The sequence below is a fragment of the Bradyrhizobium sp. CCBAU 11361 genome, from assembly GCF_028128935.1.
Lineage (GTDB): Bacteria > Pseudomonadota > Alphaproteobacteria > Rhizobiales > Xanthobacteraceae > Bradyrhizobium > Bradyrhizobium niftali.
Genome location: NZ_LBJZ01000198.1, coordinates 52,552 through 67,525, shown reverse-complemented (window position 1 = coordinate 67,525; position 14,974 = coordinate 52,552). Strand labels below are relative to the sequence as shown.

Sequence of the window (14,974 nt, the reverse complement as noted above, 5' to 3'; positions counted from 1 at the left end):
TTCTCCGTAGGACGAAATCAATGAAATGGAAATCCATATTGGCCGCCTGGGCGGGCGAGCCTTTCTCCATTCGGCACCAAACAGGAAACGAATTCGCGGCGCCGACGGCGCTACAGTTGCTGACCCAGGCGCTACTGCTGTCGGTGCTCGCGGTTGGCGTCGCCAGAATCCATTGATGCCGGTCTACTCGGACCGCCAGGTCGATGGCGACAGCATGATCAGGGCACAGATCGCGGCATAAGCGGCGAGCGCCACCGCGACCATGGTGGCGAGCCCCGCCATGCCAGCGCCAAAGCTTGCCACCGCGATCCAGCCACCGCCGGCGGCGATCAGGATCCGCGCGATCGAGGAGGCGAGCGGTCCCATGGCGCGTCCGGTGCCCTGGGCCGCAAAGGACGTGACGAAGCCGAAGCCGAGCGCGGCATAGGCCGGCGCCACGATGCGCAAATAGGTCATGCCTTCGCTCACCACCTCGGCATCGTGGCTGAAGAGATTAAGCCAGGCGGTCGGGAAGATCGCGACCAAGAGGCCGATCGTCCCGGTCATGACCATGCCGACGATGCCGCTGATCCAGCCGATCCGACGCGCCCGCGCGGTCTGGCCCGCGCCCATGTTGACGCCGACCATGGTCAGGGTCGCCGTGCTGATGCCGAACAGCAGCGGGATCATGATGTAGTCGAGGCGCGAGGCGATGCCGTAGCCGGCGAGCGCCGAGGTGCCGAACAGGCCGACCGCGCCGGTGACGAGGATGACGGTGAGGTTGGTCAGGATCGCATTGAAGGCAGTCGGGATGCCGACCTTCAACATGTCGCCGAAGATTCTTGGGCGGAGCGGCACGATGTGCAGCGTCAGACCGGTCGCACCCGAGGCCATGTAGCGCAGCAGGAACAGCATGGCCGCGCCATAATAGAGGCCGAAGGCGACGCCGGCACCGCCGATGCCGAGCCGCGGGATCGGCCCGAGGCCGAAGATGAGCGCCGGCGAGACCGGAATTGTCACGATCGCGCCGACCAGCGTCACCAGCGCGGGCACCTTGACGTTGCCCGAACCGCGCAGTGCCGCTGCCTGGAGGTTGACGATCCACGCCGGAATGGCGCCGGCGAACAGATAGTTGGAATAGGTGGTGGCCGAAGCGAGCGCATCGCCCTGGCCGCCGAGGGTCCGGTAGAGCCACGGGCCACCCAGGATCACGCCGAGCGTGAACAGACCGCCGGCGAGGATGGCGAGCACGACGGCATGAAACAGCGCCGCCTCGGCGTCGTCGCGGCGACCCGCGCCGACCGCGCGCGCAACCGAGGACGCAACGCCGCTGCCGAACCCGCCGTTCGACATCATGGTCATCAGCATGAATATCGGGAACACCAGCGCGGCGCCCGCCAGCGCATCGGTGCCGAGAAAGCCGACATAATAGGCCTCCGCGATATTCACCGCGGTTTGCGCCACCAGCACGGTCACGGTCGGCGCGGCCAGCTTGAGCAGCGTCGGCAGGATCGGCGCGGTCAGCAGGGCCGCTCGCCTCTGCTCAGCCGCGCTTGGGGTGACGGCGACGCCTGGCGCAGCCGCCTGGCGAAGCGGAGCCGCGGTATGGGCCACGACTTGCGCGCCGGACGAAGCCGGGGCGACGGCATCCTCGACTGACATGGCCATGGTCCTTGCGCGCCTGCCGGACCGCCGCCGATCGGCCGCCCATTGCATGACGCCCATAATGTAATATTATGATCGTAATGCAATAGCCCCCTCCTCACGATTTCGTTGGCCGGGGTGGGCATCCCAAGGAGGCGCGATTGGCGCGGTACGACAAGGGACACCGGGACGCGACGCGGCGGCACATCGTCGACGTCGCCTCGACGCAGTTCCGCGAGAGCGGCATCGCCGCCGTGGGTCTCGCCGGCATCATGTCCGAGGCCGGCCTGACCAACGGCGCCTTCTACACACATTTTGAATCCAAGGAGGATCTGGTGCGCGCGGTGCTGCTGGATGCGCTGGGGCGGCGCGAGCAGCGGCACAAGGACAATCTCGAAAACGGCATCGCGCTGGAGACCACGATCCGCGACTACCTCTCCCCGCGCCACCGCGACCACGCAGCGACCGGTTGCCCGACCGCGGCGCTCGCGTCTGAGATCGCGCGGCATCCGAAGGCGACGCGCGAAGCCTTCACCGGAAAGATGTCCGACATCATCGCGCTGATGGCGGCGCAGATGCCGGATGGCTCGGCCGCGGAGCGTCGGCGACGCGCGGTTTCGGTCTATGCGACCATGGTCGGCGCGCTGCAATTGTCGCGGGCCGTGAGCGACAGGCAGTTGTCGGAGGAGATCCTGGAGAATGCGGTGAAGGCCGCGTTGTCGCTTGCGAATGGGCGGTGACGCGTTCGAAATCTTCGGCGGCCCACCTGTGGCCATTTGTCGGCCGCCGCAACCGCGGTCGCTCGCTGGCCCCGCTAGACGATGCCGCTTTGCCGCAGCGCCGCGATCGCGGCCGCGTCATAGCCGAGCTCCGCGAGGACACGATCGGTATGCTCGCCGAGCGTCGGCGGGCGGCTCGCGATGTCACCCGGCGTTTCCGACAGCCGCACGGCGGCTCGCGCCACCGGCGCGGGCTTCGGCAAGCCCGGATAATCGACGTCCTGCATGAAGCCGGCGGCGCGAATGTGCGGATGATCCAGCGCCTGTTGCGGGCTGAGCACGGGCCCGGTCGGAATCATTGCCTTGCCCAGCGTGTCGACGGCCTCCTGCGTGGTGCGCTCGGCGCACCAGCGCGCCATCCGCTCGCTGATGACGGGGCCGTTGTTGCCTCGGCTGATGTCGTCGGCAAAGCGCGGATCGTTCAGCCACTGGTCCTCCTCGCCCATCAGCTTCGCCCAGCGCTTGAACAGCGGATGACCGGTGACCTGGCACAGCACCCAGCCGTCCCTGGTGCGGTAGATGTCGGCTGGCGCGGCGGTCTGGCCGAGATTGCCTGTTGGAACGCGGTTGACGTTGATGACGGCCTGTTCGATCAGCGTGGCATTGGTGAAGGACAGCGCGGTAGCCAGCAGCGCGCCCTCGACGATCTGCCCGCGCCCGGATTTCGCACGTTCCATCAGCGCGGCGAGCGTGCCAAACGCGCAGTGCAGCGCGGTTCCGAAATCGACCCAGTTGACCGCGGCGCGGTAGGGCGGATCGCCGGCGCCGGTCATGTACACCGACCCTGACATGACCTGGCCGACGCCGTCGAAGCCGACGCGGTCGGACCAGGGCCCCGGCCCGCCGAATGCGGTTGCCGTCGTCAGGATGATGTCGGGCTTGATCGCCCTCAGCGAGTCGTAATCGAGCTTCATCGCGCGCAGGGTCTGCGGCGGCAGATTGGCGACGACCACGTCCGCGGTCGCAACCAGGCGGCGCATCACCTCCTGCCCCTCCGGCTTCATCGGATCGAGCGTGATGCACTTCTTGTTGCGGTTGACCTGGAGGAACAGCGCGCCTTCGCCGCCCGCGCCGACCGGTGCCACGAAGCGATCCTCGCTGCCGTCCCGCTTTTCCACGCGAATGACCTCAGCGCCGAATTCGGCCAGCAAGGTCGCGCAATAGGGCCCCGCGATATAGCGTCCGAAATCGAGGACGCGCACGCCTTCCAGAACTCCCCCCATCGACCCTTTCCTTGATGTCTTCCCGCCAGATTACAGGGACTGGTTGCCGGGGCAAGGTGGCTGACAGCATGCCTCTCTCAGCAGATGTGATCGGCGGGCGGTTCGACTGGCCGATGTTCTGCTCTACTATGGCCCGTCCGCACCCCACGCAGAGCGCACAGCCATGCCGCAACAATTCGATCGATCCGCTGAAGATCTCGGCAACGCCATCCATTTCGAGCACGTCAACATCCAGGTCCCGGATCAGCGCCTGGCAACGTTATTCTACGTCACGGGACTTGGGCTCACCCGCGATCCCTATCTGATGGTGTCCGACACCAACATGTGGATCAACGCCGGGCGGAGCCAGTTTCACCTGCCGAGCGGCAGGCCGCAGGTGCTGCGCGGCCATACCGGCCTCGTCATCGAGGGACGCGAGGCGCTGCTGGCGCGATTGGCATCGGTCGCAAAGAAGCTCGAGGGGACGGCATTCACGTTCGCCGAGCACAATGACTATGTCGAGGCAGTCTGTCCGTGGGGCAACCGCATGCGCGTCCATGAACCGGACGCGGCGCGCTTCGGGCGCATCACGCTCGGCATTCCCTATGTCGAATTCGAGGTGCCCATGGGAACGGCGCCGGCGATTTGCGCCTTCTATCCTGACATCATGGGCATGCCCGCCGAGCTGCGGAATGGCGACGGCAAGGTTGCGGCAGTGAAGACTGGCCGCGACCAGCATCTGCTGTTTCGCGAGACCGATCGGCCGCAACCCGACTATGACGGGCATCACGTGCAGATGTACATCACCGACTTCTCCGGTCCGTACCGCAAGCTGCTCGCACGCGACCTGATCTCCCGCGAGGACAATCAATACCAGTACCGGTTCTGCGACATTGTCGATCTCGACAGCGGCAAGAAGCTGTTCACGGTCGAGCACGAGGTGCGCAGCGCGACCCACCCGATGTTCATGCGGCCGATGGTCAATCGCAACCCCGTCGTCACCAACCGGAACTACGCCTTCGGCCATGATCAGACGTCGTGGGCGATGGGGCCGGATCAGTACGACGGATAGGACGCGGCAAGTTCGGATCCAGCCGCAGATCGCGGCGCGCGCTCACCTCTTCTGCTAAGGTTCAGACGCAGCGGGACAATTTCGACTTTCGCCCGCGCCTTGCACGTGAGTTTTCCATCAATGATTAAGCGCGGTCTGTCGGTATTCGATCCGCCTAAAGACCTGGTCGACGCCTCTGGGGTGACACCCAAGCTGAGTGAAGACGAGCGCGTTATCTGGATCGGCACGCCAGGATGGTTCAGTACTTTCTTCTGCTCAACGGCAGTTCCTACGTGGGGAGCTTTTTGCCTGGCGCTGTTCGCGTATCATGGAATTTATGCGCTAACACCCGAGCAACACGCCATTGAAGGGCTCGTAAGAGGACGATGGATAGTTGTCTGCGTGATAGTCGTATTTGCTTTCATACCTCAGTTATTCGCGCTGCGCATAGGCGGGGCCTTTGCGTATATTCTCACGACAGAACGAATGATCGTAAAAATCGATCAGACAAGAACGTTCGTCAGATGGCTCAGGTACTTCAAGAGCGTCGCCGATGCGGATGGCTTTGCTGCCTATGATTTGAGATACCTCAACGGCGCTCGCGTCTATGCCGGCTTGTGGGGCTACGGAAATGTAAGCGTCCGCCATATCGTCGGCTCGTTTGGCGAACTCAGATACGACCCATATAGATCTGAGCCAGTTTTTCGTGACCGCAGATACGTGGAAGTATTCTGGCGCAGGTTGCCTCACTTCCGTTTGGCCGAGACACCTTGCAACGTGTACTTCGGTATCAAGGATGTGGGCGGGCTAGGTGATCTTCTTAATGATCAATGCGCGGCCGATATTGAGCGCATAGCTTCCCGACGACGCTGACGCGAAAGCTGGAGGCCCGTCAAATGGGCTAATTCGGCGGACCGCGCTAATTTGTAGGCATGTCTGGAAGTGGCCCTTCGCGACATACCGCGCTGCCGCACGAACTTGGTCGCTATAGGAGCAAAGCGGAGGTAGTCACCAGTCACCTGACGCCGTTGCGGCGCGGTGCCTCGTTGCCAGTGACCTGGACCGGAGGCAATTGCTGCGAGGCGCCGCTGCTGCTCTGTGCGAAGGTGTCGCCGCCATCGCCGAGGAGAATGCAGCTCGTCAGGACCGACAATGCTCCGCATCGCCGCCGCAGCGTCGTGCGTCTAGACCACCTCGGTCGCATCGACGCTCCGGAGCACATCCGGCCTGCGCCGCCGGTCGCCGGCAGACATGCGGCGATAGGTCACGACCGAGACGAGCCAGGCGAGCGCGAACAGCGCAATCACCGCGAAGCCGAAATTGGCGAGCGAGTCGTTGACGGCCTCGACGAGCGACCACAGCCCGCCGGACAGGCCGAGCCGGTCGCCGATAAGCCCCAACGCCTCGATGCCGCCGATGAACAGCGCGACCGCGACCGAGGCGCCGGTAATCGTGAGGTTGTACCAGAGCTTGCGATAGGGATCGACGAAGGCCCAGCGATAGGCGCTCACCATCAGCGCGGAATCGGCGGTGTCGACCAGCGCCATGCCGGCGGCAAACAGGGCGGGGAACACCAGCACATGCGCGAGCGAGGCGCCGCGCGCGGCTTCGGTGGCAGAGATGCCGAGCAGGCCGATTTCGGTCGCGGTGTCGAAGCCGAACCCGAACAGCAACCCGAGCGGATACATGTGCCAGGGTTTGGTGACGAGGCGGAACATCGGGCCGAGCAGGCGCGCCAGGAATCCGCGGGCCGCGAGCAGCGCCTCGAGCTGCGCGGCGTCATGAATGCCTTGCTCGCGCACCTCGCGCAGGATCCGCCACAGGCCGACGAAGATGGCGAGATTGATCGCCGCGATCACCAGCAGGAACAGCGCCGACACCGAGGTGCCGATCAGGGCGCCGATCTCCTTCAGCAGGCTGTCGCCGCCGAGGCTGACGACGCCGAGCGCGAGCAGCGTGGTCGCGGCCAGGACGACCGTGGAATGACCGAGCGCGAAATACAGGCCGACGCTTCGCGGCGTGTCGCCCGCCTGCATCAGCTTGCGCACGACATTGTCGATCGCGGCGATGTGGTCGGCATCGACGGCGTGACGCAGGCCGAACACCCAGGCGAGCAGCGCGGTCGCCATCACCGCGGGCCGGTCGCCGAACATCGCGAAGGCGAAGGCCCACGCGGCGATGTTGGCGGCAATCAGCCCGCCGAACAGTACGCCGGGCCCGAACGCCCGCCTCGCGACACCACCTGACTGAACCACGCCACCCCTCCGAGTATGATGTTTATACCAACCCATCATACTCGCCGGCAAGGGCGGGGCCATGTTCGGGGGACACAGCCGGTCACCCGGGAACGCGCGTCTCCACGATCGGCGATGGCGATCGTGACACGGCGACCGCAGCTCGCGTCGAGCGCCTGGGCGGCGTGCGGGCGACGGGCGATCGGACCCATCCCCGTCTCAATGCGCCGCCAGCATTTCTCCCAGAAACTTCCTGGTGCGATCGTGCTGCGGATTCCTGAAGAAGCTTTCCGGCTCGGCCTCCTCCACGATTCGGCCGTCGGCCATGAAGATCACGCGATCGGCAACCTGCCGCGCAAACCCCATTTCATGGGTGACGCAGATCATGGTCATGCCATCCGTCGCGAGCCCGATCATGGTGTCGAGGACTTCCTTGACCATTTCGGGGTCGAGCGCGGAGGTCGGCTCGTCGAACAGCATCACCTTCGGCTCCATGCAGAGCGCGCGCGCAATCGCAACGCGCTGTTGCTGGCCGCCCGACAACTGGGCCGGATATTTCCCGGCCTGGTTTCCTATTCTGACCCGATCGAGCAGACGGCGCGCGGTCTCTTCGGCTTTCGCCCGCGGCACACCCCGGGAGCGCATCGGCGCCAGCATGCAGTTCTCCAGCACGGTCATGTGCGGAAACAGGTTGAATTGCTGGAACACCATCCCGACCTCGCGACGCACCGCATCGACCGAGCCGGCAGCGTCGTTCAGCCGCGTGCCGGCGACAACGACTTCGCCGCGCTGGTAAGCTTCCAGCGCATTGATGCAGCGGATGAGGGTGGACTTGCCCGAACCGGACGGCCCGCACAGAACGATTTTTTCGCCCGGGCGGACCGTCAGGCTGATATCGGTCAGGACCTGGTAGGTGCCGTACCATTTGCAGACCTCGCGCATGGCGATCATCGGCTCTGGAGCAGTTTCCATCGCGACTACACCCGGCATGGCGTTCTCTCCCTGCCTAGCTGACGTTGAAGGGAATACCGGGAATGCTGTCGGGGAAAGCCGGCAGCGGATTATTCATCCACTTCTGATAGATCTTCGCCAGCTCGCCATTGGCCCTGATCTTCTCGATGAAGTCGTTGGCGAAGGCGTTGATCTCCTTCTCTCCGAGCCGGGTGCAGGCGCCGTTGTAGAGCTTGGTGAATTCGAGCTTGTTCTCGTAATAGCCGGGTTTCGATTCATCGAGGCGCGGAACGTAGAAGATGTTGCCACCGACCGCCTGGACCTGACCGGACAGCAGGGCCTGCATGGTCGGCGCGTCGCCGTCGAAGCGGCGGATGGTGGTGCCTGAGGGCGCGGCCTTGGTCACGTCGCTGTCCTGCACGCTGCCGCGCGCAACGCCGATGACGTATTTGCCCATGTCGGCCGGAGATTTGATCTCGAACTCCTTCGGCGCGATGAAGGTGATGATGTTCGCACCATAGGGTTTTGAGAACTGCACGGCCTTGGCCCGCTCCGGTAGCATGGCCATGGTCGCGAACAGGATATCGACACGACCGGAGGTCAGGGCCGGGATACGATTGGCGACCGCCAATTGCGTGAACTCGGCGGGCACACCGAGCTCCTTGGCGAACAGCGCCGAAATCTCCGCATCGTATCCATCCTGCTTTCCCGTCGCATCGACAAATCCCCAGGGCGGATTATCGCCCTGGATGCCGATCAGAACCTTGCCCCTCGCCTTGATCTCCGACGGCGTCACCGCATAGGCGGCGCGCGTCAGCACGAATGGCGAGGCGATCGTCGCGGCTCCGAGCGCCAGCAAACGGCGCCGATTGAGTCCTGTGGTCTTTGTGCTGGTCATCATTCCCTCCTCTGTCCTCGTCCTGTTGTCTGTTGTTGCCTCTTCATCGCGCGGCGACGGCCATCCGGCGTTCGAGCTGCGCGCCAACGAGCGACAGCGGCCAGCAGATGGCGAAATAGAGGGCGCACACCAAGCCGAGGACGAGCAGCGGCTTGAAGTTCTGGTTGGACACGATGGTCCCTGCCCGCATCAACTCGGTGAAACCGATGATCGCTGCGAGCGACGTTCCCTTGATCAGCTGGACCAGAAATCCGATCGTCGCCGGCAGCGAGATGCGGATCGCCTGCGGCAGGACGACATCCTGCATCCGCGAGGCGTAGTTGAGGCTCAGCGCCTTGGCGGCCTCGACCTGGCCTTTCGGCACGGCCTCGATCGCGCCGCGCCAGATTTCGCCGAGGAACGCGCCGGAATGCAGCGTGAAGCCGATGGAGACCGAAACCCAGGCGTCGAGCTTGAGGCCCGCCAGCGCCAGCCCGTAATAGACCACGAACAATTGCATCAGGAGCGGCGTGCCCTGGAACAAGGCGATGTAGCCGGCCGCGACGCGCTCCAGCGCGCGGTGGCCCGACGTGCGCGCGAGCGCCACGCCGAGGCCGGCAATCGAACCGACCACGAAGCCGATCGCGGACAGCGCAAGTGTCCATTTGAGGCCGCCGAGCAGAAACAGGAACTGATTCCGGTCCATGGCCCCTCACTTCACGGGATAGCTGAAGTAACGCGCGTTGATCAGCGCGAACATCTGCATCAGCATCCACGACATGACGAAATAGAGCAGCGTGACGACGCCATAGACCTCGAAGCTGCGGAAGGTATTGGTCTCGATCGTCTGCCCGACCGAGGTCAGTTCGTAGGCCGAGATCGCAGACGCGATGCTGGTCGTCAGCGTCAGCATGATGAACTGACTGGTCAGCGACGGATAGATCGCACGCAGCGCCGGCTTCAGCACGATCAGGCGGAACACCTGCGCCCGGCTCAGGCTGAGCGCGAGACCGGCTTCCACCTGCCCCTTGTTGATCGACTGCACGCCACCGCGGATGATCTCGATCGCGTAGGCCCCGCCGTTGACACCGAGCGCGATGATCGCGGTCAGTGTCGGGTCGAGGCGAACGCCGACCAGCGGCAGCGCGAAGATGAAATAGATCTGCCCAAGGAACGGCGTGTTGCGGATCGCCTCGACAAAGGCGATGACGAGCCAGCGCAGCGCGGAGACGCGGGATTCGCGCAGCACGACGCCGCCAATCCCGATCGCAAGCGCCAGCACCATGCCGGACAACGCAAGCTCCAGCGTGCCGACACAGCCCCACAGCAGGTCCGGAAGTCCGTCCAGCACGGGGCTAAAATCGAACGTGTAGTTCACCTCGTTCCTCCCTCCGGGCGGCCGTCTTGCCGGCGTCGTTGAGATCGCGCCGCGGCTCTGCCAATCCTGGTCCGCCGAGCGGCGGCAAATGTGTTTGCGCTCAGGAAGTCCTTTGCTTGTCTGGCGTTGCCGGCACGACCGGACTTGCGAGCGTTTCGTAGCGATGGCGCAGGTCGACGCGTCGGCCACCGGCGGCTGCCTCGGCGACCGCCAGGGTCGCGATCAGGCTTCGCGCGCCGTCCTCGACCGGCTGCAATGACCGCGCATTGCCGCGAATGATGTCGCGGAAATGGTCGAGCTGGGCGACGTAGGGGTCAATCGAGGAGGCATGGATGCGCTGGGCCTGGATCGGCTTGTTCCAGTCCTGCGCGCCGCCGGCTTGCGACCATTGCACCAGCGCCGGAAATTCGATCGACCCGGCTCGGCCGAGGAAGCGATAACTGCTCTCGCCGCTGAACGGGAATTCGGGGGCCTCGCCGAGCCCCTGCTCGGACGTCCAGGGCGAGACGGCGCTGTCGCTGATGAAAAAGGTGCCGAGTGCGCCGCTGTCGAATTCGATCAGCGCCGCGGCGGTGTCCTCGACCGCAAAGCTGCGCTGGCGGTTCGACGCAATCGCTTCCACGGCGACGATCTCGCCCACGGTGAAGCGCAGGAAATCGATCTCGTGGATGAGGTTGATCAGGATCGGTCCGCCGCCAGCCTGCGAGCGCCATGGCGCGATCTCGAAATAGGCGGCCGGCTTGTGAGTGGCCCAGATCGCCGACACCCCGACAACATCGCCGATCCGCCGTTCCCCCAATGCTGCTTTCAGCGTCCTGACCTGCTGATGGTGGCGACGGTGATGCCCGACCAGCGACTGGATGCCGGCCTTGCGCACCTCGGCGATCAGGCTTGCCGCGGTCTCCACCGTATCCGTGACCGGCTTCTCGATCAGGATGTGAATGCCGCGCCTGGCGCATTCGATGCCCTGCTCGGCATGAAGCTGGTTGGGCGAGGCGATGATCACGGCCTCCGGCCGCGCCTCGTCGAGCAGTTTCCGGTAGTCGGCGAAGACAGGGGTCCCGGGATAATCGGCTGCGACCCGATCGGCGTTCACGTCGGCGATGCCGACGAGGTCATAGTCGTCTCGCTCGGCAAGCTTCGTGAGATGCTTCCGCCCGATCAGTCCCGCGCCGATGACACCTATCGTGATATTCTTCATCTCACGTCGTCCATATCTAGATTGGGCCGCCGGCTTCGCGGCGATGGTCTGGCCGCAACGCTCCGCGCGACTGACGTTCGAGCAGGCGCCTCGTGGCGTTGAACGCCGTGGCGAGCCGGGCCCGCACCGCCAAGGCCGGCAGCGGCATCTCGACGCTGAGGCTGGCGTCCGCGGGAAGCGCTTCGAGGAGCTCGCCGAGCGGCAAGGCGCCCTCGCCCGGCGGCAACCGGCCTTCGCGCGCTTCAGCGATGATGGCGGCATCGCCCACAGGCATAACCGCGACGGCGTCGCAGATCTGCACGGCCCGCAAATGGTGCGCGGGTATCGAGATCAAATCGCCCGGCTTGCCGCCGGAGCGATGGAGATGCAGCGCATCGACGAGAATGGTGCCGTTGGCCTTGCCGGCGCCACGCACGATCGCCTCGGCCTGCGGCAGCGAGCCAATCGCACGCCAGCGCATGAACTCCAGATCGACACGCAGGCCGAATTGCTGCGCGAGGTCGCAGAGATCAGCAAAATGCGCAGTGAGGCGGACCGGATCGTCGTCATCCCCCGATGCAATGACCGCCACCGCGCCAAGGTCGGCTGCGGCTTCGAACAGGCCCGCGAGCGCCGGAATGTCGACGCGAGGTGTGAGCTGAACGAACTCGATCTCGTTCAGGCGCACCCCCTCGCCGGCGAGAGACCGTTTGAGCTCACGGTGCGCGTCCGTTCCCACCCGCGTCGGATAGGCAGGTCCGCCGGCAGTCACGGGGATCACGCGCAGGCCGATGAAGCCGAAGCCGGCACGCGCGGCCTCGGCCACAAGCGCGACAGGCGCAAGGTCCAGTGCCGTCAGATGAGCAAGGCCGATATCCGTCATGGCTAATTAATCCGTAGGTTAATTACAATTAACCCACGGGATAATTGCTGTCAAGGACCGCCGATTGCGCTATGGATGGAGGGGCAAGCAGGCCTGGCCGGATGCAAAGGACCGAACCGCCGGATGAGACCCAAGGAAAAGCCCGTCGCGGACGACGCGAAGCAGCCGCCGGTGCGGCGGCGCGACCGGGAGCGCACCAAGCGCGAGATCCTGGAGATCGCATTCGCGGAATTCGCCGAGAACGGCCTCGCCGGCGGCAATACCGATGCCATCGCCGCGCGCGCCAACATCACCAAGCGGCTGATCTTCTACTACTTCAACTCCAAGGAGGAGCTGTTCACGGCCGTGCTCGAGATGGCCTACGCCAAGATGCGCACTGCCGAGCAGGACCTTCACCTCGAAGCGCTCGAGCCGGAGGCCGCGATTCGCAGGCTGGCCGAGTTCACCTTCGATTTCGACCAGGCCAACCCGGAATATGTCCGGCTGGTCACGATCGAGAACATCCATCGCGGCCGGCATATCCGCGGCAGCAAGAAGCTCAAGGAGATGACGCGGCCGATCGTCAGCCAGATCGCCGCGGTGCTGGACCGGGGCATTCGCGCCGGCGCGATCCGGCCCGGCATCGATCCGATCGAACTGCACATGTCGCTGAACGCGCTCTGCTTCTTCTCGGTTGCGAACCGGCATACGTTCGAGGCGCAATTCGCCACCGACATGTCCTCGCAGAAGGCGAAGGCACAGCGGCGGCTCGAAATCGCCGACCTGCTCTGGCGCTACGTGCGGAGCGACTAGCGAAGGCGAATTGACGATGCCCCGCCGGGCTGGGCTCGATGCATCGTCGCTGCGGCACGACCGCGCCATACGCACCTTCGTCATTTCGTCGCAGGCGTTCCCCGCCTTGTCGGCATTGCCGCCTTGTCCATGATGAAACATGATGGGTTGCCGGGGACGACTTTTCTTTGCGAAGGTGGAGCTCATCCGATGAACGAGAACGAAATCCGCAGGGCCATCGCGGAGGTGAAGGACGGCACGCTGTCGCGGCGCTCGTTCATCCGCACACTGGCCGCGGTCGGGATCGCGGCGCCCGTTGCGAGCCAGATCCTGCTCTGGAACGACGTGGCGATGGCGGACGCCACCTTGCCATACAAGCCGACCAAGGCCGGCGGCGGCGGCCCGCTCAAGATCCTGATCTGGCAAGCCCCCACCCTGCTCAATCCGCATTTCGCGCTCGGCACCAAGGATCAGGTCGCCTCGCGCATCTTCTTCGAGCCGCTTGCCGGCTGGGACAAGGAGGGCAACCTCATCCCCTGCCTCGCCGCCGAGGTTCCGACCAAGGCGAACGGCGGCCTCTCTCCGGATGGCACGAGCGTGACCTGGAAGCTGAAGCAGGGCGTGAGGTGGCATGATGGCAAGCCCTTCACCGCCGACGACGTCGTCTTTACCTGGCAATATGCCGCGGATCTGGCGACCGCGGCCTACACCACGGGGTCCTACCAGAACATCAAGGTCGAGAAGATCGACGACCACACCGTCAAGGTAATCTTCAAGGCTCCGACCCCGTTCTGGGCCGACCCCTTCGTCGGCTCGGTCGGCCAGATCCTGCCAAAGCATCATTTCGGCGACTATGCCGGCGCCAAGTCGCGCGATGCGCCGGGCAATCTGAAGCCGGTCGGCACCGGCCCGTACAAATTCGTCGAGTTCAAGCCGGGCGATCTGATCCTGGCCGAACGCAATCCCGATTATCACGTCAAGAACCAGCCGCATTTCGACACGCTCGAGGTCAAGGGCGGCGGCGATGCGGTCTCCGCGGCGCGCGCCGTGCTGCAGACCGGCGAATACGACTACGCCTGGAACCTGCTGGTGGAGGACGAAGTCCTCAAGCGCATGGAGGCCAGCGGGAAAGGCAAGGTGGAGTTCACGCTCTCCGGCGGCGTCGAGTTCGTCATCCTCAACACGACGGACCCGTGGACCGAGGTCGACGGCGAGCGTTCGAACGCCAAGACCAAGCATCCGACGCTGTCCGATCCGGCCGTTCGCCGGGCGTTCAACCTGCTGGTCGATCGCGAGGCCGTCCAGAAATTCATCTACGGCCGCGCCGCCGTCGCGACGGCAAGCTTCGTCAACCAGCCCAGCCAGTTCAAGTCGAGCAAGCTGAAATACGAATTCAGCATCGACAAGGCGAACAAGATCCTCGACGAGGCCGGCTGGAAGATGGGCGCTGACGGCATTCGCGAGAAGGACGGCAAGAAGCTCAAATACGTCTTCCAGACCTCGATCAACGCCCCGCGGCAAAAGACGCAGGCCATCATCAAGCAGGCCTGCCAGAAGGCCGGGATCGACATCGAGATCAAGTCGGTCACCGGATCGGTGTTCTTCTCGTCCGACGTCGGCAACCCCGACACCTACTCGAAACTGTATTGCGACATGGAGATGTACAACACGACGCAGCCGCAGCCCGATCCCGAGCGCTTCCTGAACCAGTGCGTCTCCTGGGAGATTTCGTCCAAGGAGAACAAGTGGCTGGGCCGCAACGTCTCGCGCTGGTCCGATCCCGAGGCCGACAAGGCCTACAAGGCCGCGCAAAGCGAGCTCGATCCGGTCAAGCGCGCCGCGCTGCTGATCAAGGTCAACGAGATCTTCTGCGAAGCCAACGTGCTCGTGCCGCTGCTCTCGCGCAACATCGTCGGCGGCTCCGTCAACAGCCTCATGAGCGACATCTCGGGCTGGGACGTCACGACGTGGAATTTGGCGAGCTGGTATCGGAGTTGAGGGGGGACGCTTCTCGCCGTCGTCTTTGCGACACTTTCAGCTCCGTC

General features: G+C 64.6%; 16 protein-coding genes. 6 read left to right on the top strand and 10 right to left on the bottom strand.

The genetic code is table 11. The features are described 5' to 3' along the window. Positions 1–20 precede the first annotated feature (20 nt). The gene (locus XI08_RS40120; protein ID WP_271578676.1) at positions 21–176 is read left to right on the top strand and encodes a hypothetical protein; all 156 of its coding nucleotides are present in this window, start codon (positions 21–23) and stop codon (positions 174–176) included. A 7-nt stretch (positions 177–183) separates the two neighbouring features. Here XI08_RS40120 and XI08_RS40115 read toward each other — a convergent pair whose 3' ends face one another. Next, positions 184–1,641 carry an MATE family efflux transporter gene (locus XI08_RS40115; RefSeq protein ID WP_271578675.1) on the bottom strand — a complete coding sequence of 486 codons (1,458 nt, stop codon included), beginning with the start codon at positions 1,639–1,641 and terminating at the stop codon, positions 184–186. Between the two features lie 143 nt (positions 1,642–1,784). On the opposite strand from XI08_RS40115, the gene XI08_RS40110 reads away from it, so the two are divergent. Continuing rightward, positions 1,785–2,363, top strand: coding sequence for a TetR/AcrR family transcriptional regulator (locus XI08_RS40110; RefSeq protein WP_271578674.1), 579 nt, complete (start codon positions 1,785–1,787; stop codon positions 2,361–2,363). 74 nt (positions 2,364–2,437) lie between these two features. On the opposite strand, the gene XI08_RS40105 is transcribed toward XI08_RS40110, so the two are convergent. Beyond that, the gene (locus tag XI08_RS40105) at positions 2,438–3,625 is read right to left on the bottom strand and encodes a CaiB/BaiF CoA transferase family protein (protein WP_271578673.1); all 1,188 of its coding nucleotides are present in this window, start codon (positions 3,623–3,625) and stop codon (positions 2,438–2,440) included. Positions 3,626–3,788: 163 nt separating this feature from the next. Between XI08_RS40105 and XI08_RS40100 the strand changes: the two genes are divergently transcribed. Both XI08_RS40100 and XI08_RS40095 read left to right on the top strand, forming a co-directional pair. Beyond that, on the top strand, positions 3,789–4,676 hold the full coding sequence (locus XI08_RS40100) for a VOC family protein (protein ID WP_271578672.1): 888 nt from the start codon (positions 3,789–3,791) through the stop codon (positions 4,674–4,676). 120 nt (positions 4,677–4,796) lie between these two features. Beyond that, on the top strand, positions 4,797–5,528 hold the full coding sequence (locus tag XI08_RS40095; RefSeq protein WP_271578671.1) for a hypothetical protein: 732 nt from the start codon (positions 4,797–4,799) through the stop codon (positions 5,526–5,528). A gap of 142 nt (positions 5,529–5,670) precedes the next feature. Here the strand turns inward: XI08_RS40095 and XI08_RS40090 are convergent, their stop codons facing one another. The 8 genes from XI08_RS40090 to XI08_RS40055 form a co-directional block, all read right to left on the bottom strand. Beyond that, positions 5,671–5,808 (bottom strand): hypothetical protein, encoded by a 138-nt coding sequence (locus XI08_RS40090; RefSeq protein WP_271578670.1) that lies wholly within the window; start codon positions 5,806–5,808, stop codon positions 5,671–5,673. A gap of 31 nt (positions 5,809–5,839) precedes the next feature. Then, positions 5,840–6,946: a HoxN/HupN/NixA family nickel/cobalt transporter gene (locus XI08_RS40085; protein WP_271578669.1), complete on the bottom strand. Its 1,107-nt coding sequence runs from the start codon at positions 6,944–6,946 to the stop codon at positions 5,840–5,842. A gap of 162 nt (positions 6,947–7,108) precedes the next feature. Continuing rightward, on the bottom strand, positions 7,109–7,879 hold the full coding sequence (locus tag XI08_RS40080) for an amino acid ABC transporter ATP-binding protein (protein ID WP_271578668.1): 771 nt from the start codon (positions 7,877–7,879) through the stop codon (positions 7,109–7,111). Positions 7,880–7,895: 16 nt separating this feature from the next. After that, on the bottom strand, positions 7,896–8,738 hold the full coding sequence (locus tag XI08_RS40075; protein ID WP_271578667.1) for a transporter substrate-binding domain-containing protein: 843 nt from the start codon (positions 8,736–8,738) through the stop codon (positions 7,896–7,898). A 43-nt stretch (positions 8,739–8,781) separates the two neighbouring features. Beyond that, complete coding sequence (locus XI08_RS40070) at positions 8,782–9,423, bottom strand: amino acid ABC transporter permease (RefSeq protein WP_271578666.1); 642 nt, start codon at positions 9,421–9,423, stop codon at positions 8,782–8,784. 6 nt (positions 9,424–9,429) lie between these two features. Beyond that, positions 9,430–10,095, bottom strand: a complete 666-nt coding sequence (locus tag XI08_RS40065) for an amino acid ABC transporter permease (RefSeq protein ID WP_271578665.1) — start codon at positions 10,093–10,095, stop codon at positions 9,430–9,432. Between the two features lie 100 nt (positions 10,096–10,195). Beyond that, positions 10,196–11,296 (bottom strand): Gfo/Idh/MocA family protein, encoded by a 1,101-nt coding sequence (locus XI08_RS40060; protein ID WP_271578664.1) that lies wholly within the window; start codon positions 11,294–11,296, stop codon positions 10,196–10,198. 16 nt (positions 11,297–11,312) lie between these two features. Then, positions 11,313–12,158: a sugar phosphate isomerase/epimerase family protein gene (locus tag XI08_RS40055; RefSeq protein ID WP_271578663.1), complete on the bottom strand. Its 846-nt coding sequence runs from the start codon at positions 12,156–12,158 to the stop codon at positions 11,313–11,315. A 123-nt stretch (positions 12,159–12,281) separates the two neighbouring features. Here XI08_RS40055 and XI08_RS40050 point away from each other — a divergent pair, with 123 nt between their 5' ends. Continuing rightward, positions 12,282–12,950 (top strand): TetR/AcrR family transcriptional regulator, encoded by a 669-nt coding sequence (locus XI08_RS40050; RefSeq protein WP_027546076.1) that lies wholly within the window; start codon positions 12,282–12,284, stop codon positions 12,948–12,950. 189 nt (positions 12,951–13,139) lie between these two features. Beyond that, complete coding sequence (locus XI08_RS40045) at positions 13,140–14,927, top strand: peptide ABC transporter substrate-binding protein (protein ID WP_271578662.1); 1,788 nt, start codon at positions 13,140–13,142, stop codon at positions 14,925–14,927. Positions 14,928–14,974: the final 47 nt, after the last annotated feature.